At 52.8% G+C, this 18,637-nt stretch carries 18 protein-coding genes and 3 tRNA genes; 10 read left to right on the forward strand and 11 right to left on the reverse strand.

Translation table 11 applies throughout. The features are described from left to right. On the reverse strand, positions 1-468 hold the full coding sequence (gene tsaE, locus J1781_RS08215) for a tRNA (adenosine(37)-N6)-threonylcarbamoyltransferase complex ATPase subunit type 1 TsaE (RefSeq protein ID WP_129991643.1): 468 nt from the start codon (positions 466-468) through the stop codon (positions 1-3). A 10-nt stretch (positions 469-478) separates the two neighbouring features. Beyond that, positions 479-1,993 carry a bifunctional ADP-dependent NAD(P)H-hydrate dehydratase/NAD(P)H-hydrate epimerase gene (gene nnr, locus J1781_RS08220; protein WP_217233426.1) on the reverse strand — a complete coding sequence of 505 codons (1,515 nt, stop codon included), beginning with the start codon at positions 1,991-1,993 and terminating at the stop codon, positions 479-481. Here nnr and queG point away from each other — a divergent pair. Then, positions 1,992-3,146 (forward strand): tRNA epoxyqueuosine(34) reductase QueG, encoded by a 1,155-nt coding sequence (gene queG, locus J1781_RS08225; RefSeq protein WP_129991645.1) that lies wholly within the window; start codon positions 1,992-1,994, stop codon positions 3,144-3,146. The genes nnr and queG overlap by 2 nt on opposite strands. A gap of 313 nt (positions 3,147-3,459) precedes the next feature. On the opposite strand, the gene J1781_RS08230 is transcribed toward queG, so the two are convergent. From J1781_RS08230 to orn, 4 genes are all read right to left on the reverse strand, one after another. Further along, positions 3,460-3,535 (reverse strand) — tRNA-Gly (locus J1781_RS08230). 61 nt (positions 3,536-3,596) lie between these two features. Beyond that, a tRNA-Gly gene (locus J1781_RS08235) sits at positions 3,597-3,672 on the reverse strand. Between the two features lie 59 nt (positions 3,673-3,731). Continuing rightward, a tRNA-Gly gene (locus J1781_RS08240) sits at positions 3,732-3,807 on the reverse strand. 304 nt (positions 3,808-4,111) lie between these two features. Then, positions 4,112-4,657 carry an oligoribonuclease gene (orn, locus tag J1781_RS08245; RefSeq protein ID WP_129954242.1) on the reverse strand — a complete coding sequence of 182 codons (546 nt, stop codon included), beginning with the start codon at positions 4,655-4,657 and terminating at the stop codon, positions 4,112-4,114. A 126-nt stretch (positions 4,658-4,783) separates the two neighbouring features. Between orn and rsgA the strand changes: the two genes are divergently transcribed. The 3 genes from rsgA (at position 4,784) to mscM (ending at position 10,386) form a co-directional block, all read left to right on the forward strand. After that, positions 4,784-5,821 (forward strand): small ribosomal subunit biogenesis GTPase RsgA, encoded by a 1,038-nt coding sequence (rsgA, locus tag J1781_RS08250; RefSeq protein WP_129954240.1) that lies wholly within the window; start codon positions 4,784-4,786, stop codon positions 5,819-5,821. Between the two features lie 181 nt (positions 5,822-6,002). Then, entirely contained in the window at positions 6,003-6,971 is a 969-nt protein-coding gene (gene asd, locus J1781_RS08255; protein WP_217138290.1) for an archaetidylserine decarboxylase, read from the forward strand. A gap of 46 nt (positions 6,972-7,017) precedes the next feature. Then, positions 7,018-10,386: a miniconductance mechanosensitive channel MscM gene (mscM, locus tag J1781_RS08260; protein WP_129954236.1), complete on the forward strand. Its 3,369-nt coding sequence runs from the start codon at positions 7,018-7,020 to the stop codon at positions 10,384-10,386. Between the two features lie 97 nt (positions 10,387-10,483). On the opposite strand, the gene epmA is transcribed toward mscM, so the two are convergent. Further along, entirely contained in the window at positions 10,484-11,461 is a 978-nt protein-coding gene (epmA, locus tag J1781_RS08265; RefSeq protein WP_129954234.1) for an elongation factor P--(R)-beta-lysine ligase, read from the reverse strand. A 283-nt stretch (positions 11,462-11,744) separates the two neighbouring features. Here epmA and frdA point away from each other — a divergent pair, with 283 nt between their 5' ends. The 5 genes from frdA to blc all read left to right on the forward strand — a co-directional run bounded on the left by frdA (position 11,745) and on the right by blc (position 15,711). Then, positions 11,745-13,544, forward strand: a complete 1,800-nt coding sequence (gene frdA / locus J1781_RS08270) for a fumarate reductase (quinol) flavoprotein subunit (RefSeq protein ID WP_129954232.1) — start codon at positions 11,745-11,747, stop codon at positions 13,542-13,544. Then, a complete protein-coding gene (locus tag J1781_RS08275) occupies positions 13,537-14,271 on the forward strand; it encodes a succinate dehydrogenase/fumarate reductase iron-sulfur subunit (RefSeq protein ID WP_217233427.1) in 735 nt (244 codons plus the stop codon). Before frdA ends, J1781_RS08275 begins: the two co-directional genes overlap by 8 nt. An 11-nt stretch (positions 14,272-14,282) precedes the next feature. Next, the gene (gene frdC, locus J1781_RS08280; RefSeq protein ID WP_217220669.1) at positions 14,283-14,693 is read left to right on the forward strand and encodes a fumarate reductase subunit FrdC; all 411 of its coding nucleotides are present in this window, start codon (positions 14,283-14,285) and stop codon (positions 14,691-14,693) included. 9 nt (positions 14,694-14,702) lie between these two features. After that, a complete protein-coding gene (frdD, locus tag J1781_RS08285; protein ID WP_217138294.1) occupies positions 14,703-15,062 on the forward strand; it encodes a fumarate reductase subunit FrdD in 360 nt (119 codons plus the stop codon). Positions 15,063-15,186: 124 nt separating this feature from the next. Next, on the forward strand, positions 15,187-15,711 hold the full coding sequence (gene blc / locus J1781_RS08290) for an outer membrane lipoprotein Blc (RefSeq protein ID WP_129954224.1): 525 nt from the start codon (positions 15,187-15,189) through the stop codon (positions 15,709-15,711). Between the two features lie 79 nt (positions 15,712-15,790). Here the strand turns inward: blc and J1781_RS08295 are convergent, their stop codons facing one another. The 3 genes from J1781_RS08295 to efp form a co-directional block, all read right to left on the reverse strand. Further along, complete coding sequence (locus J1781_RS08295) at positions 15,791-15,925, reverse strand: entericidin A/B family lipoprotein (protein WP_129954222.1); 135 nt, start codon at positions 15,923-15,925, stop codon at positions 15,791-15,793. 120 nt (positions 15,926-16,045) lie between these two features. Next, positions 16,046-16,159, reverse strand: coding sequence for an entericidin A/B family lipoprotein (locus J1781_RS08300; RefSeq protein ID WP_370278348.1), 114 nt, complete (start codon positions 16,157-16,159; stop codon positions 16,046-16,048). Between the two features lie 114 nt (positions 16,160-16,273). Further along, a complete protein-coding gene (gene efp / locus J1781_RS08305; protein ID WP_013573742.1) occupies positions 16,274-16,840 on the reverse strand; it encodes an elongation factor P in 567 nt (188 codons plus the stop codon). Between the two features lie 38 nt (positions 16,841-16,878). Here efp and epmB point away from each other — a divergent pair, with 38 nt between their 5' ends. Continuing rightward, positions 16,879-17,907, forward strand: a complete 1,029-nt coding sequence (gene epmB, locus J1781_RS08310) for an EF-P beta-lysylation protein EpmB (RefSeq protein WP_217220666.1) — start codon at positions 16,879-16,881, stop codon at positions 17,905-17,907. A gap of 192 nt (positions 17,908-18,099) precedes the next feature. On the opposite strand, the gene J1781_RS08315 is transcribed toward epmB, so the two are convergent. Next, the gene (locus tag J1781_RS08315; protein WP_129954216.1) at positions 18,100-18,444 is read right to left on the reverse strand and encodes a DUF4156 domain-containing protein; all 345 of its coding nucleotides are present in this window, start codon (positions 18,442-18,444) and stop codon (positions 18,100-18,102) included. Positions 18,445-18,637 lie beyond the last annotated feature (193 nt).

An 18,637-nucleotide genomic window follows, 5' to 3' on the forward strand; every position in this document is an offset into this window, starting at 1 on the left:
TCATCCTTGCTGTTGAACACGATGCAGCAATTTTATGCCGGATTCAGAAACCGCCGCCAACTTTGCGGTGCGCCCGGTTGGGGAATAATCCAGCGTCAGTTCAATATCCGGTTCAGGCAATACCCCTGCACCCTGCTGTGGCCATTCCACCAGGCAAATGGCGTCCTGTGCGAAATAATCGCGGATCCCCATGAACTCCAGTTCTTCCGGATCAGCAAGGCGATATAAATCAAAATGATAAACAGCAATCTTATCCAGCTGATAAGGCTCTACCAGAGTGTAAGTCGGGCTTTTCACATTACCCTGATGGCCTAATGCCTGAAGAAACCCCCGGCTGAAGGTCGTTTTACCGGCTCCCAGATCGCCATAAAGATGGATAACCGCTGAGCCTTCGCAGGCTTTCGCCAGTGAAGCACCTAGTTGCAGCGTTGCCGCTTCGTCGGGTAAAGAGATATTAAGTTGATTCATTCAGTGATATCTATTTCTTCAGGTCTGGATTAACTAACGGGGCAATCACCGCTAAAAGATCAGTTGCCAGCATACCGCGCGTTCCCTGCCGGTGGGCAATTTCGTCTGCGGCAGCGCCATGAAGCACTGAGCCCGCGCAGGCCGCATCATATACATTAAGTTTCTGAGCCAGCAATCCGCCAATAATACCAGAAAGTACGTCGCCCATGCCGCCGGATGCCATTCCGGCATTGCCGACATCCGCTATCGCCATCTCGCCACGTTCGCTGGCAATCAGCGTGCCTGCACCTTTAAGCACTACCACGCCACCATATCGCTCAGTGAGCTTCCTGGCGGAAAGTAAGCGGTCACTCTCAATATCTTTCACGCTGCAACCCAGCAATCTTGCCGCTTCGCCCGGATGAGGCGTCAGTACACGATTTTGCCGTTTCCGCGGGTTGATTGCCAGCAGGTTAAGCGCATCGGCGTCCCATAAGGCTGGTTTATCCCAGTCTGCCACACGTTCCACGGCCTGTTTGCCCCATTCTCTCTGACCCAGACCGGGACCGATAACGACTACCTCTGCCCACTCAAGCCCTGCATCCAGCGACGCAGCCGTGAGTTCCTGCACCATCAGCTCCGGTCTGGCAGTCAGTAGCGGTCCCGCATGTTCTTTGTGAGTAAGTACTCGCACCAGCCCGGCCCCGGTACGCAGCGCAGCCTCTGAAGCCATACGGATCGCGCCCGCAAAGCCGGTATCGCCACCCACCACCAACAAACGGCCATATTCCCCTTTATGGGAACAGGGACGTCGCGGGTGCAACCATTGGCCCAACTGAGTTGCATCCAGCCTCTGTAAGGGTGCCAGATGCCCGCCCAGCCAGCTTTCAAGTCCCAGCGCATCGCCGTGTAATTTCCCCGTATAGTCACGTGCCTGCCCGGTCAGCAAACCGGGTTTCAGAGCGATGAAACTGATCGTGTGCGTAGCATGCACCGCCTTGCCCGCGGCCTGACCGGTTTGCGCATCCAGTCCCGAAGGGATATCTAAAGAGATCACAGGTAAAGACGCTGAGTTGATGGCGTCAATCAGTGCGTCGTAAGGCGCGCGTGGCGCGGAAGATAAACCGGTACCGAGCAGACCATCGATAATCAGATCCGCATCCTGCGGCCATGGTGAATCCACCGGGTTAACCGTGCCGCCGCTTTTCAGCCAGCCCTCACGCGCTGTCTCTGCTTCTTCTGGCAGCTTCTTACTCCCCTGAACAGCCAGCAGTGTTACGCGTAGCCCTGCGTTTTTCGCCAGTCGTGCAACTTCAAAACCATCGCCACCGTTATTACCGTGACCACATAAAATCAGCCAGTGACGGGTTTGCGGAAACTTACGCTGCGCCAGTAAAAAAGCGGCTTTTGCCGCGCGTTGCATCAGTGTAAACAGAGAAATCCCCGTTTCCTGCGCCGCCTGTCGCTCAGCCTGTCGTAGCCAGTCAGCAGAAAATACGGAATGTGGTAAACTCGCCTCGTTTCGTTTTTCACGTTGGTTCGTCATGACACTCCCTCTCGATCTCGTTCAACTGGCTCAACATATCAAGCAATGGGGCCAATCGCTAGGCTTCCAGCAGGTGGGTATCTGCGATACAGACTTATCTGTGGAAGAGCCTAAACTGCAAGACTGGCTTAATAAACAATATCATGGCGAGATGGACTGGATGGCGCGCCACGGTATGTTACGCGCCCGTCCGCATGAATTACTGCCTGGTACGCTGCGGGTGATCAGCGTGCGGATGAACTATTTGCCTGCCAAGGCCGCTTTTGCCAAGACCCTGAATAATCCGCAGCTGGGTTATGTCAGCCGTTATGCCCTCGGACGCGACTATCACAAAGTGTTGCGCCAGCGCCTGAAAAAACTCGGCGATATGATTCAGGCATATTGTACTGAGCATGCTGATCAGACCGTGACTTTCCGCCCTTTTGTAGATTCTGCACCAGTGATGGAACGCCCGCTGGCGGCGAAAGCCGGTCTGGGTTGGGTTGGTAAACACTCACTTATTCTTAACCGTGAATCCGGCTCGTGGTTCTTTCTCGGCGAACTGCTGATTGATTTGCCTCTGCCCGTGGATCAGCCTCAGGAAGAGAAATGCGGAAAGTGCGTGGCCTGCATGACAACCTGCCCGACCGGTGCGATCGTTGCCCCTTATACTGTCGACGCCCGCCGCTGTATTTCCTATCTGACCATTGAACTGGAAGGCGCAATTCCGGAAGAATTCCGTCCGCTGATGGGTAACCGTATCTACGGCTGCGATGACTGTCAGCTGATCTGCCCCTGGAATCGTTATTCACAACTGACCGGAGAAGACGATTTCAGCCCGCGCGCCGCACTTCATGCCCCTGAACTGATTGAATTATTTGGCTGGACGGAAGAAAAGTTTTTGCGCATCACGGAAGGCTCGCCAATCCGGCGTATCGGACATTTGCGCTGGTTGCGCAATATTGCGGTGGCGTTGGGCAATGCCCCGTACTCCCGGGAGGTGCTCAATACACTGCAATCGCGGGAAGGTGAGAATGCGTTGCTGGATGAACATATCAGTTGGGCGATTGCACAGCAGGTTGAAAGAAGAAGTGAACATCAGGTGGAAGTGCAATCTTCACAGCAAAAGCGCCTGATCCGTGCGGTTGAAAAGGGTCTGCCAAGGGATGCATAACCCTTCCCCAAAGCGTTAATTGGAAAAGCGATATTTTCTGTGCATAAAAATAAAAATGCTTTGCCAATCAAGTGCAAAAAAAAGAGCAAGTGATCGTCATAACGTTTCGTTATAAATTAATTTTATTTAAAATCAAGGCATTAAATTTTATCAATATACCAAGCACAAAAAACAGACAGTTTAAAAAAACGCCTAATCCTGTGGATAAGTCTGTTTAAAACATTACTACAAATCGTGTAATGATCAGGTCATTTATGCACAGAAAATGCAGGAAGACACTATTAAGAAATGATTTTGAACTGAAGAAGAAAACTGGAGCGGGAAACGAGACTCGAACTCGCGACCCCGACCTTGGCAAGGTCGTGCTCTACCAACTGAGCTATTCCCGCATTGAGATGTCTGACATCTGCTGTACTGGCATTTGCCATAAATGTACAGGCTTTGAAATTTTGGAGCGGGAAACGAGACTCGAACTCGCGACCCCGACCTTGGCAAGGTCGTGCTCTACCAACTGAGCTATTCCCGCGTCGCATGGCACTGCATTATTTACGTCTTAAATCTTTAAATCTCAAAAGCTTAAAAATTTGGAGCGGGAAACGAGACTCGAACTCGCGACCCCGACCTTGGCAAGGTCGTGCTCTACCAACTGAGCTATTCCCGCTCTGCGCACTCAACGAAATTCTTCATCGGTACGGGGTGCGCATTATACGAGAAATCCTTTTTGCCGCAAGCCCCTGAAAGCAAAAAAACGTTTTTTTCGTTCAAGTGCCGATTAAACCATCAAAGCGACGATTTAATCAGCGAAACGCGATGATTTTGTGCTCCGTATGCCTTTTTAACGTTTTTTAAAATAAATCGCCTAAATCATTCAGGTTGCAGGAAGGCGGCAAACTCACAACAAATCGGTCAGTGATTCAGGTGAGAGAGTGCAGCCAACGCATCTGCAGCCTGAAGGATGACGGAGATTAAAGATTAATAAAATGTTCGCGGTAGTACGCCAGTTCAGCCACAGATTCACGGATATCATCCAGCGCCTGATGAGTATTTTGCTTCTTAAAACCACCCAGTACTTCCGGTTTCCAGCGACGCGCCAGTTCCTTCAGCGTGCTGACGTCCAGATAACGGTAATGGAAATAGGCTTCCAGCTCCGGCATATATTTAAACAGAAAACGTCTGTCCTGGCCGACGCTGTTGCCGCAAATCGGCGATTTGCCCGCAGGAACCCACTCTCGCAGGAAGTCGATAGTTTTTTGCTGGGCGGCATTGTCATCAAACGGACTGGCTTTGACGCGATCAACCAGACCGCTGCCGGTGTGGGTGCGCACATTCCAGTCATCCATCAGCGCCAGCTGCGCGTCAGACTGATGGACTGCCATGACCGGGCCTTCGGCCAGAATGTTCAGATGCGCGTCGGTCACCAGCGTCGCAATCTCAATAATACGGTCACGTTCAGGATCCAGACCGGTCATTTCCAGGTCAATCCAAATTAAATTCGAGTCATTAGCGGCCATGATGTGTCCTGTTACAAAGTAGAGAGTTGACGGAGTTCTCCGTCATTCGGGCAATTAATATAAAATAGCTGGTATCATAGTCGTTTTGGTCGCACCGAGCGATTAAAGCCAGTCAAGTGAGGCGCAGTGACTAAATCAAAACTGTCTAAAGGGCAACAACGTCGCGTTCAGACTAACCATCAGCGTCGTCTGACACAGACGGACAAACGCAAAGAGCTGGACGATTCTCTGCATGGCGAACCGCAGGACGGCGTCGTCATCAGCCGTTTCGGGATGCATGCGGACGTTGAAGCGGCCGACGGCAGCCAGCACCGTTGCAATATCCGCCGAACCATCCGTTCTCTGGTGACCGGTGACCGCGTGGTATGGCGCGCCGGCGAAAATACCAGTGTGAAAGGTATCGTCGAGGCGGTCCATGAACGAACTTCCGTTCTCACACGCCCTGATTTCTATGATGGCGTCAAACCCATTGCCGCAAACATTGACCAGATCGTGATTGTCTCCGCCATCCTGCCGGAACTGTCGCTTAATATTATTGATCGCTACTTGGTGGCGTGCGAAACGGTTGAAGTTGAGCCGCTGATTGTGCTCAATAAAATCGATCTGCTCGACGACGAAGGCCGTCAATTCGTTCAGGGCATGATGGATATCTACCGCAAAATAAATTACCGCGTCCTCGAAGTGTCGAGCCAGACCGGTGAAGGTATGCCTGCGTTTGAAAAGGCGCTGACTGACCGCATCAGTATTTTCGCCGGTCAGTCCGGCGTGGGTAAATCCAGTCTGCTGAACGCCCTGCTGCCACCGGATGAAAAACAAATTCTGGTGAATGAAGTGTCCGATAACTCAGGCCTGGGTCAGCACACCACGACAGCGGCGCGTTTGTATCACTTCCAGCATGGCGGTGACGTTATTGACTCCCCGGGCGTGCGTGAATTCGGTTTATGGCACCTTGCGCCAGAACAGATCACCCAGGGCTTTGTCGAATTCCGCCCTTTCCTCGGCTACTGTAAATTCCGCGACTGCAAGCATGGCAGTGATCCGGGCTGTGCAATCCGTGATGCCGTAGACCGTGGTGAAATAGCCGAAGAACGTTTCGACAATTACCACCGTATTCTGGAAAGCATGGAAGACGTAAAAACACGTAAAAACTTCGACGCACTTTAATACTAAGTGGTTGAATTAATATGTTAATGGCAATCGGGTAACGTTAACGGAAGTTGAACCGTTGATTTCACCCCGTTACAATCCTCCGCCATACAACACTGCATGCCCCTGAATACCATTCGGGGGCGCCTGCAAAATGGCCGGTACGCCGGTCATTCATATCATTCAAGAGGTTTTCCCCGTGCTGGACAGTATCAAAATCAAACTTCAATATTTACTTCCTAAACAAGGACTGACCCGTCTGGCTGGCTGGGGCGCAGATAAGCGTGCTGCCACGCTGACACATTGGGTGATCAGAGCATTTGCCCGTTTTTATAACGTCGACATGAAAGAAGCACAAAATCCGGATCTCAAATCATATGCCACGTTTAACGAATTCTTCGTGCGTCCGCTGCGCGAGGGCGCACGTCCGGTGGTCAGTGGTCTGGATATGCTTTGCCTGCCAGCCGACGGTGCAGTCAGCCAGTTAGGGGCAATTACCGGGGGCAAACTGTTCCAGGCTAAAGGTCATTTCTACAGTTTAGAAGCATTGCTGGCAGGTAACTATTTGCTGGCAGAGCAATTCAAAGACGGACAGTTTGCCACTGTTTATCTGGCACCACGTGATTATCACCGGGTGCATATGCCGTGCGACGGCGTGCTGCGTGAAATGATTTATGTCCCGGGAGATTTATTTTCAGTCAATCCGCTGACCGCTGCGAATGTACCCAATCTTTTTGCCCGTAACGAACGCGTCATCTGCGTCTTTGATACTGAATTCGGGCCGATGGTACAGATTCTGGTTGGCGCAACGATTGTCGGCAGCATTGAAACCGTCTGGGCAGGCTGCGTCACGCCGCCGCGCGAAGGCATTATCAAGCGTTGGACTTATCCGGCAGCCGGTGAAGAAGGTGCCATCGCGCTGGAAAAAGGTCAGGAAATGGGCCGTTTCAAACTGGGTTCCACGGTGATCAACCTGTTTGCCGCTAATCAGGTTCGCTTCATGCCGAATCTGAGTAATGGCACGGTGACCCGCATGGGCGAACCGTTCGCCGAAGCTCTGCGTGCTCCGGCAGCAGCAGCGGAACCTGTGGTAGCAGAAGCCTCTGTCACTACAGAAGCGCCAGCAGGTGTCGCAACCGCTGAACCGCAGGCTCCGAAAGATTATTAAGTTCGCGCTGAACTGACATACAGAACTGAAAAAAGGATATGACCGAGTGCGCCTGTTCCCCGCCTTGCTGATGAGTTTATTGCTGTCCCTGCCATTGATGGCGGGTGCAGCACCGACTGAAGATCAGCTCAAACAAGAGTTGAAACAGGCGGAAGCCAATAAAGAAATGGCCAATCAGACGCAGGTGGTTGAGGCGCTGCAAAGCGCACTCAACTGGCTGAATGAAGCCAGCGTTTCAGCCGGGCGCTCGGCGGAATATCAAAAGGTCATTGATGACTTTCCAAAACTGACGCAGGCCCTGCGCCAGGAATTGCAAAATCAGCCTGACAAGCCGCCCGCGCTGGATGACAGCATCTCCACGGCTCAGCTCGAGCAACAAATTCTGCAAGTCAGCAGTCAGCAGCTGGAAGAAACCCGCCAGTTGCGTCAGGAGCAGGACCGCTCCCGCGACATCAGCGACTCACTGAGTCTGATCCCGCAACAGCAATCCGAAGCCCGCAACGCGCTGAGCGACATCGATCAGCGCATACAGGCGGCGACCGCGACGGCAATCTCCTCACCGCTGGCACAGGCCCAGCTCAGCGCACTTCAGGCCGAATCTGCAGCGCGTAAAGCCAAGGTTGATGAACTGGAACTGGCTCAGCTTTCTGCCAATAACCGGCAGGAACTGTCACGAATGCGCACAGATCTCTACAAAAAACGCGCCGACTTTCTTGATCAGCAATTACAGGCCTTACGCAATACACTGAATAACCAACGCCAGCGGGAAGCTGAACAGGCGCTGGAAAAAACCGAGCTGCTGGCCGAACAGAGTGGTGAATTGCCGCACTCTATCAGTCAGCAGTTGCAGGCCAACCGTGAGTTGTCGCTGGCACTGAATCAGCAGGCGCAGCGGATGGACCTGATCTCCTCTCAGCAGCGTCAGGCCGCTGCACAAACTCAACAGGTACGTCAGGCGATTAATACCATTCGCGAACAGGCACAGTGGCTTGGCGCGTCTAATTTACTTGGCGAAACACTGCGGGCGCAGGTTGCGCGTCTGCCGGATATGCCGAAACCGCAACAGCTTGACCGCGATATGGGCCAGTTGCGCGTGCAGCGCCTGCACTATGAAGATTTACTGGATAAGCAGGCTATTTATCGCCAGGCAAGGCAGGATGACGGAAAACCGCTAACTGCGGCTCAGCAAAAAATTCTGGATGCACAGTTGCGGACGCAGCGTGATTTGCTCAATTCCCTGCTTTCAGGTTGCGATACCCAAATTCTTGAACTCACCAAGCTGAAAGTGGCGAACAGCCAGCTGGTGGAAGCGCTGAATGATGTTCATGATGCCGCCCACCGTTATCTGTTCTGGGTGGCAGACGTCAGCGCCATCGGCATTTCTTACCCGGTGCAGGTCGCGCATGATCTGAAACGTCTGCTTTCACTGGATTCACTCAGTCAGCTTGGCGGTGCGTCGATGATGATGGTCACCAGCAAAGAAACGCTGCTGCCATTATTTGGAGCACTGATTCTGGTGATTATCAGCATCAGTTCGCGCAAACATTATTACGCGTTCCTGGCACGTGCCAGCAGTAAAGTGGGTAAGGTCACACAGGATCATTTCTCGCTGACCCTGCGCACCGTGTTCTGGTCGATTCTGGTCGCCATGCCGTTGCCGGTGCTGTGGGCAGCGCTGGGCTTCGGGCTGCAAAGCGCGTGGCCGTACCCGATTGCAGTTGCGATCGGCGATGGTGTCACCGCAACCCTGCCAATCCTGTGGGCATTTATGGTCAGTGCCGCGCTGGCGCATCCGCAAGGGTTATTTGTCGCCCACTTCGGCTGGCCGCAACGTGCGGTATCACGTGCCCTTCGCTACTATGCGCTGTCGATCTGGGTGCTGGTGCCGTTAATTATGGCGCTGATTACCTTCGATAATCTTAACGATCGGGAGTTCTCAAATACGCTGGGGCGGCTGTGCTTTGTTATTTTGTGTCTGGTGGTCGCGCTGGTCACCCACAGCCTGAAACGCGCGGGAATTCCGCTGTATCACGATAAAAAAGGCAACAGCGAAAACGTCATCAACAAAGCCTTATGGTGGATGCTGCTGGGCGCGCCCGTTGTGGCCGCACTGGCTTCGCTGATGGGCTACCTCGCGACCTCACAGGCGCTGCTGGCACGCCTGGAAACCTCGGTAGCCATCTGGTTCGTATTACTGGTGATTTACCACATTATCCGGCGCTGGATGCTGATCCAGCGCCGTCGTATTGCGTTCGAACGCGCCAAGCAGCGCCGGGCAGAAATGCTGAATCAGCGTGCCCGCGGTGAGGACGATGCCCATCAGGTCAGTACCAGTAATGAAGGGACGGTTGAGATTGAAGAACCCGTGGTGGATCTGGATGCTATCTCCGCGCAATCACTGCGACTGGTACGTTCCCTGCTGACATTGATCGCCCTGATCTCGGTGATCTTCCTGTGGTCTGAGATCCACTCGGCCTTCTCGTTCCTGGAAAATATTCATCTCTGGCAGGTGGCGTCTACGGTTCAGGGCGTAGAGAGCATGCAGCCGATCACACTGGGATCGGTGTTGATCGCCATTCTGGTGCTGATTATCACGACGCAACTGGTGCGTAATCTGCCCGCGCTACTGGAACTGGCGCTGTTGCAACATCTGGATCTGACGCCGGGCACCGGTTATGCCGTGCTGACCGTGACCAAATATGTGTTGCTGCTGATTGGCGGCCTGACAGGTTTCTCGCTGATCGGGATCGAATGGGCAAAACTACAATGGCTGGTGGCAGCACTTGGTGTCGGTCTCGGCTTCGGTTTGCAGGAAATTTTCGCTAACTTTATTTCCGGCCTGATTATCCTGTTTGAAAAACCGATCCGTATCGGCGATACCGTGACGATCCGCAACCTGACCGGCAGCATCACCAGGATCAATACCCGCGCCACAACGATCGCCGACTGGGACCGTAAGGAGATTATTGTGCCCAACAAGGCCTTTATCACCGAACAGTTCATCAACTGGTCGTTGTCAGATTCCGTTACCCGTGTGGTGCTGACTGTGCCTGCGCCGTCGGAAGCCAACAGTGAAGAAGTGACCGAAATTCTGCTCGGTGCCGCGCACCGCTGTTCGCTGGTGCTGGACATGCCTGCGCCGGAAGCCTATCTGGTGGATCTCCAGCAGGGGATTCAGATTTTCGAGCTGCGTATGCATGCCGCTGAAATGGCACACCGTATGCCGCTGCGCCATGAAATCCATCAGCTGATCCTGTCCGGATTCCGCGAGCATGGCATTACGCTGCCGTTCCCGCCATTCCAGGTGCGTATGGAAACACTGCACCGCGCGCAAAATGGCAATAACGCGACCTTTACCAGCAGCAGCGGCAGTGGTCGCAGCGGAAACAGTTCGCGCTCACCGGGCGACTTATAAAAGCCAAAAGAAAAGCAAAAAGGGCAGATCCTTCTGCCCTTTCAGATTGCTGACAAAGTCCTGACCCTGAGGTCAGGGCTGAACAGCAGAATCAGGATCAGGCGCGCGTCACCGGGAAGGCCAGCACATCGCTCAGGCTGGCGGCACCCAGTGCAATCATAATCAGACGGTCAACGCCCAGCGCCACACCAGAACACTCCGGCATGCCGTGCGCTAACGCATCCAGCAGATTGTTATCAATGGGATGCTGCGGCAGGCCGCGTGCCGCGCGTTTACGGTTGTCCTGCTCGAAACGCTGACGTTGTTCACGACTGTCTGTCAGTTCACGGAAACCATTTGCCAGCTCAATGCCTTTGTAATACACCTCAAAACGCTCGGCCACGCGGTGATCTTCCGTGCTGATTTCTGCCAGAGATGCCTGCGTCGCCGGGAAGTGATAGACGAATGTCGGCTTATCGCGGCCAATATGCGGCTCCACGCCCATCGTAAATAACAACTGTAACAGGGTGTCGCGGTCTTCTTCGGTGTCGGCAATATTGGATAAATCCAGTTTTGCCGCCGCTTCGCGCAGCTCAGTTTTATCGGCAGAGAGGGGATCAATACTTAAATGGCGGGTAAATGCCTGCTGATAAGACAAGGTTTCAGCACTGTCGCAATCGAGTACCTGCTGGAGCAGATCATCCACTTCATTCATCAGGCGGTACATGTCATAACGCGGACGGTACCATTCCAGCATGGTGAACTCCGGGTTGTGATGACGTCCGGCTTCTTCATTACGGAAACTGCGGCCCATCTGGTAAATCGGCCCGCTGCCCGCTGCCAGCAAACGTTTCATGTGATATTCCGGGCTGGTCATCAGATACAGCGTCATGCCGTCAGCCGCACCCGGCCCGACAAAACGCGTCTCAAACGGTACCAGATGAATGTCGGTCACCGTGGCCTGACTCATCGCTGGCGTTTCAACTTCCAGTACGCCGCGATCGGCAAAGAAACGTCGGATCTCAGCGAGGATTGCCGCACGCTTCAACAAATTGGCGACAGAAGCACTGGGTTGCCAGCTTGCTGTTTCGCTCATGGTGATTTACTCCGAATTCAGAAAAGTCATGCAGTCTACCCGCATCCCCGCAGGCAAACAATTATCTCATTTTGCGAAGCAAAAAGCAGAGAAAGCCCAAACCTGCATTCACATCAAATTACCGCTTCTACCCCTTTGGTATCATAATTCCCTTACAAACAATAAGAATATCAGCCATCGGGACAGCGCCTGTATGTCATCGGGGTTCACTAACTCTTCGAATATGAAGAGCTTTTCGCGGGTGTTTCAAACCCGATCTCATTGATGATAGTGGAGGAATGCAGTGCAAACCTTTAACGCCGACATTGCAATTATAGGTGCAGGTGGGGCGGGTTTACGCGCAGCAATAGCCGCAGCGGAAGCCAATCCCAACCTGAATATCGCGTTGATTTCGAAAGTGTACCCAATGCGCAGCCACACGGTCGCTGCCGAAGGCGGTTCTGCCGCAGTGACACAAGATCACGACAGCTTTGATTTTCACTTCCAGGATACTGTTTCCGGAGGCGACTGGCTGTGTGAGCAAGACGTGGTGGATCATTTCGTGCATCAATGCCCGACTGAAATGGCCCAGCTAGAACTGTGGGGTTGCCCCTGGAGCCGTAAAGATGATGGTTCCGTCAATGTCCGCCGCTTCGGCGGGATGAAGATCGAACGTACGTGGTTTGCAGCGGATAAAACCGGTTTCCACATGCTGCATACATTGTTCCAGACCTCGCTGAAATATCCGCAAATCAAGCGATTCGACGAACATTTCGTTCTCGATATTCTGGTCGATGAAGGCCAGGTTCGGGGCGTTGTCGCCATTAATATGATGGAAGGCACCCGCGTACAAATCCGGGCCAACGCCGTGGTCATGGCAACCGGCGGCGCTGGCCGTGTTTACCGTTATAACACCAACGGCGGCATCGTAACCGGTGACGGTATGGGCATGGCGTTCCGTCATGGCATCCCTCTTCGTGATATGGAATTCGTACAATATCATCCGACCGGCCTTCCGGGCTCCGGTATTCTGATGACTGAAGGTTGCCGGGGTGAAGGCGGTATTCTGGTCAATAAAGACGGTTACCGTTATCTCCAGGATTACGGTATGGGGCCGGAAACGCCGCTGGGTGAACCGAAAAATAAATACATGGAACTGGGCCCGCGCGACAAGGTATCGCAGGCGTTCTGGCACGAATGGCGGGCCGGCCGGACTATCGAAACACCGCGTGGTGACGTGGTGTACCTGGATTTACGCCATCTCGGCGAGAAAAAACTCCGTGAACGTCTGCCGTTCATCTGCGAACTGGCTAAAGCTTATGTCGGCGTCGATCCGATTACTGATCCGATCCCTGTTCGTCCTACCGCACACTACACCATGGGCGGCATCGAAACCGATGCGCAGTGTGAAACCCGCATCAAGGGTCTGTTTGCGGTCGGTGAGTGTTCGTCCGTCGGCCTGCATGGCGCAAACCGTCTCGGCTCAAACTCGCTGGCCGAACTGGTGGTGTTCGGCCGTATGGCCGGTGAAAAAGCAGCAGAACGCGCCGTACAAGCTAAAGACACCGGCAACAACGATGCGCTCGACGCACAGGTTCGTGATATCGAAAATCGTATCGCCGCGCTGATGGCACAGGAAGGCGACGAAAGCTGGGCAGCCATCCGCGACGAAATGGGTCTGGCGATGGAAGAAGGTTGCGGCATTTACCGCACCACCGAACTGATGCAAAAAACCATCAATAAACTGGCTGAACTGAAAGAACGCTTTAAGCGGGTGAAGATTCAGGATACCTCCAGCGTTTTCAATACGGATTTGCTGTACACCATCGAACTGGGGCATGGCCTGGAAGTGGCCGAATGCATGGCGCATTCCGCCCTGCACCGCCGCGAATCCCGCGGCGCGCATCAGCGTCTGGATGAAGGCTGTACTGAACGCGATGACGTGAATTTCCTCAAGCATACTCTGGCCTTTTATCAGCCAGACTCCGCCCCGCGTCTGGAATATGGCGACGTGAAAATTACCACGCTGCCACCGGCAAAACGCGTGTATGGCGGAGAATCTGAGACTCACGATAAAAAAGATAAGGAGCAATCACGTGGCTAAAATACGCAACCTGAAGGTTGAAATCATGCGCTATAACCCGGAAACGGACAGCGCGCCGCATCCGGTGGTGTATGACGTGCCTTTCGATGAAACAACGTCGCTGCTCGATGCTCTGGGCTATATCAAAGATCATCTGGCCGCTGATCTTTCCTATCGCTGGTCCTGCCGGATGGCAATCTGCGGCTCATGCGGCATGATGGTCAATCGCGTGCCGAAGCTGGCGTGTAAAACCTTCCTGCGGGAATATCCGGACGGTATGCAGGTGGAAGCGCTGGCGAATTTCCCGGTTGAGCGTGATCTGGTGGTCGATATGACCCACTTTATCGAAAGCCTGGAATCCATCAAACCTTACATTATCGGCAATACCCGCACGGTGGGTGAAGGCCCGGGTAAGCAAACTCCGGCGCAAATGGAGAAATACCATCAGTTCTCCGGCTGTATCAACTGCGGTTTGTGTTACGCCGCCTGCCCGCAGTTTGGTCTGAACCCGGAATTCATCGGTCCGGCCGCTATTACGCTGGCGCACCGCTATAACCTTGATAACCGGGACCACGGCAAGGCACAACGTATGCCGCAGCTAAACACTCAGAACGGTGTCTGGAGTTGTACGTTCGTCGGGTATTGCTCCGAAGTTTGTCCGAAGCACGTCGACCCCGCAGCCGCCATTCAGCAAGGCAAAGTCGAAAGCTCCAAAGACTTCATGATCGCGAGGCTGAGACCGCAATGAGGGAGGAAAATATGACAACTCAAAGTACGGGCAGCAAACGTAAGCCCTACGTGCGTGAGATGAAAGCCAGCTGGTGGAAAAGCTTACCGTTCTACCGTTTTTATATGCTGCGTGAGGGCACGGCGGTGCCGGCCGTGTGGTTCAGTCTCTTACTGCTGGCAGGGATTTTTTCGTTACGTAACGGGCCTGAAAGCTGGGCGGGTTTTGTGAATTTTCTGCAAAACCCGGTGGTCTTGCTGATTAACCTGATCGCCCTGCTTGCGGCGTTGTTGCACACCAAGACCTGGTTCGAACTGGCACCGAAAGCCTCTATTGTGATAGTGAAAGGCAAAAAAATGGGGCCGGAACCGGTGATTACCGGTTTCTGGGGCGTGACAATCGTCGTGACGCTGGTTGTACTTGTCATTGCACTGTTTCTTTAAGGAGGCGACATGAAAAATACTCTTCCTAAACGTTCAGACGAGCCGGTGTTCTGGGGATTATTTGGCGCGGGCGGTATGTGGAGCGCGATTTTCGCACCGGTGATGATCTTGCTGGTGTGCTTCCTGCTGCCGCTGGGCTTCTTCCCCGGTGACGCACTGAGCTATCCGCGCGTACTGGCATTTGCACAAAGCGGGATCGGGCGTTTGTTCCTGCTGCTGATGATCATTCTGCCTTTGTGGTGCGGGCTGCACCGGATCCATCATGCCATGCACGACCTGAAGATCCACGTTCCGGCCGGTAAATGGGTATTTTACGGTCTGGCGGCGATCTTAAGTATCGTGACCCTTATCGTATTGATCCGCCTCTGATCCGCAAAGATCCCCCTTTCCAGCGGTCATCTCTCTGGCCGCTGTTTTCATTCTTTCTGCACTGATTTTCCCTTTTTCTTTTTTGTTACCTACACTTAGAGAACATACTAAGGAAGGAAGGTCTATGCGTATCTGGTCAAAACTCAGCGTTATCATCACAGCACTTCTGTCGGTCGCGTGCAGCGTAACGCCGCCTGCTGACGTCAAAGTCGTCAATAATTTCGAACTCACCCGTTATCTCGGTACCTGGTATGAAGTCGCCAGACTGGATCATAGTTTTGAAAGCGGACTGGAACGCGTCACCGCTAATTACAGTTTGCGTGATGATGGTGGGGTAAAAGTGATTAATCGCGGGTTTAATCCGCAAAAGAATAAATGGCAGGAAAGTGAGGGCAAAGGTTACTTCACCGGATCGCCGGCGCGGGCGGCGCTCAAGGTGTCATTCTTCGGCCCGTTCTATGGCGGCTATAATGTCATTGAGCTGGATAAGGATTACCGGTACGCGCTGGTATGCGGGCCGGATAAAAGCTACTTGTGGATCCTCTCCCGTACGCCAACACTGGATGACCGCGTGAAGCAGCAACTTCTGCAAACAGCACAAGGCTACGGATTCGATACCAGCAAACTGGTGTGGGTGAAACAGCCTTAATTCCCGTGCCGTAAAAACAACACTGCCTGCATCAATGTGCAGGCAGACATCAACTTACTTTACTATTACTACCCGCCCGCTATTGCGCGCTTTTCTGGATCGCTTGCCCACCGGCAGACACATCTTCCCCTACACCACGCGTGGTATTGCAGGCGGTTAACGCGGAAGACAGGACAACAACAGATAAGATAGCGAGGATACTTTTCTTCAGCATATAAATTTCCTTCCTATAAGAGAATGTAAAGTACGACACTGTTAGTGTAGCTAACTTTCCGGATATAGAAGGCAACAGGCAGGATTTTAGGACATTTGGTAAAAAACGAGGCTGAAGAAATCAGCCTGCTTTGGAAATCGCACCACCCAGATGTTGGATGTCTTCACCGAAACCATGAACCGTGTTGCAGCCGGATAACGAAGCCAGCAACGTCACTGAAACTACGATAAACATTATCTTCTTCAACATGGTAAACACAATCCAATTCAAAAAGTTGGGGCTGGAAAGCTGCGGCAGGATTTACTCTGCGGCAGCTTTCATCCGGCGTAATAAATAAGTATCGAAAACTTATTTAACGCGGGAAACGTATTCGCCAGAGCGGGTGTCACAACGGACAATTTCGCCGATCTGCACGAATAATGGCACTTTAACCACGGCGCCAGTGCTCAGGGTAGCTGGCTTACCGCCTGTACCTGCAGTATCACCTTTCAGGCCCGGGTCAGTATCAACAACTTCCGCTTCGATGAAGTTTGGTGGCTGAACCGCGATAGGACGGCCATCCCACAGCGTTACGATACATTCTGCGTTGTCCTGCAGCCATTTAGAGGCGTCAGAAACCGTCTTCTCTTCAACCTGATGCTGTTCGAAAGTCTCAGGGTGCATGAAGTGGTAGAACTCACCATCGTTGTACAGGTAGTTCATGTTGGTATCTACAACGTCAGCGCCTTCGCATGAGTCGGTAGATTTAAACGTTTTTTCTACACGGGAACCGGTCAGCAGACGACGCATTTTAACGCGTGCGAAAGCCTGGCCTTTGCCTGGTTTTACGAATTCACTGGATTCGATAGCGTAAGGCTCGCCCTCGAACATGATTTTAAGACCCGGACGGAAATCGTTGCTAGAATAAGTCGCCATGATGGCCCTCTAATTTTAAACTGGTATTAGCCAAAAAAATGGCAAACATTGTAACCCTAAACACGCCATTTAGAGAAGATTGGTTGTATCAACTCGGCGATGTTATCACTGACCCGGATGAACTGCTTACTCTTCTGGCACTTAACGACAATGCAGAATTGCAAAGTGGGCGTGAAGCCCGTCGTTTGTTCCCGCTTCGCGTGCCCCGCGCCTTTGTGGCACGTATGCAGCCGGGCGATCCACAGGATCCTTTATTGCTTCAGGTATTAACCGCACGCGAGGAGTTTATCGCCGCGCCGGGCTTTACCACTGACCCGCTTGATGAACAACGCAGCGTTGTTCCGGGTCTGTTGCACAAGTATAGCAATCGCGCCCTGTTACTGGTGAAAGGCGGATGTGCGGTAAATTGCCGCTACTGTTTCCGCCGTCATTTCCCGTATCAGGACAACCAGGGAAATAAGGCCAACTGGGTTCAGGCGCTGGATTATATCCGCACACGCCCCGAACTCGATGAAATTATTTTCTCCGGTGGTGATCCGCTGATGGCCAAGGATCATGAACTCGACTGGTTAATCGGTGAACTGGAAGGCATCGCACACATTAAGCGGCTGCGTATTCATACCCGTTTGCCGGTGGTTATTCCTGCACGTATCACGGATACCTTCTGCCAGCGCCTGGAAAAATCACGCCTTCAGGTGCTGATGGTAACGCATATTAATCACGCCAATGAGATCGATAATGCATTACGCGCCAGTATGGCGAAGCTGAAACGCCATGGCGTGACGTTGCTTAATCAGAGCGTGTTGCTGCGGGGGGTAAATGATTCTGCCGAAGTGCTTGCCACACTGAGCAACGCGCTGTTTGACGCGGGTATTTTACCTTACTACATCCACGTGCTGGATAAAGTACAAGGTGCGGCGCATTTCATGGTGAACGACGACGAAGCGCGCGTCATTATGAAACAACTGATGAGTAAAGTGTCAGGTTATATGGTGCCGAAACTGACCCGTGAGATTGGCGGCGAGCCGAGCAAAACCATTTTGGATCTGCGCCTGAAGCAGTCTTAACACATCCTTCCTCCCCCCAATAATTCAAGTTGCAGCAAGGCGGCAAGGGATGGAGTCTCGATGAGCTTACTCAGGTAAGTGATTCGGGTGACTGAACGTAGCCCACTCACTTGCGGCTTAAAGTATGAAGGGGGGAATGCAAAAAGGGATGCCAGTGGCATCCCTTTAATATTTTTATCGCTCAGGCGACGACTATGGGCACTTATAAACCTGACCGACCATTTTGCTGTCAACCGGTGCAAAGCTGGACAGGAAATTCTGGGACGGGCTGTTAGCACCATAAATGGTGTTGCCGCCCATCGCTGCCGCTTTGTTGCGCAGGTCATTAGCTGCGCCACGCATGGAGCTGCCGTCACCGCCGGTACCGGAGAACCAGTTGCTTTGGGCACCGGTGACTTGGCCAAGCAACTGACAATTTGCGCCTGGTTTGTCGTCTGTGAATTTCACCTGCTGACCCGCTGCATCCAGTTGATGAGTGGTACTGCACCCGGCAAGCAGCGCGATAGCTGACAGGCCCAGTAACATTTTAATCCGCATCACTTTCCCCATTTGTTTTTGTAATCACATAAAGCCTATCAGAAAACACCTGGCTTTCTTAGGCATCCGTTGCCACGTATACCTAAGCTGGCGGTAACGGTAAAAATCCGAAAACCACGTAGAAACGAGTCTACACGTTAAAGGCCGGAGACAATGAGAGTTATCTTACTGAACCTGATAAAAAAGGGTCAAA

The organism is Rahnella perminowiae (assembly GCF_019049695.1).
Taxonomy (GTDB): Bacteria; Pseudomonadota; Gammaproteobacteria; order Enterobacterales; family Enterobacteriaceae; genus Rahnella; species Rahnella perminowiae.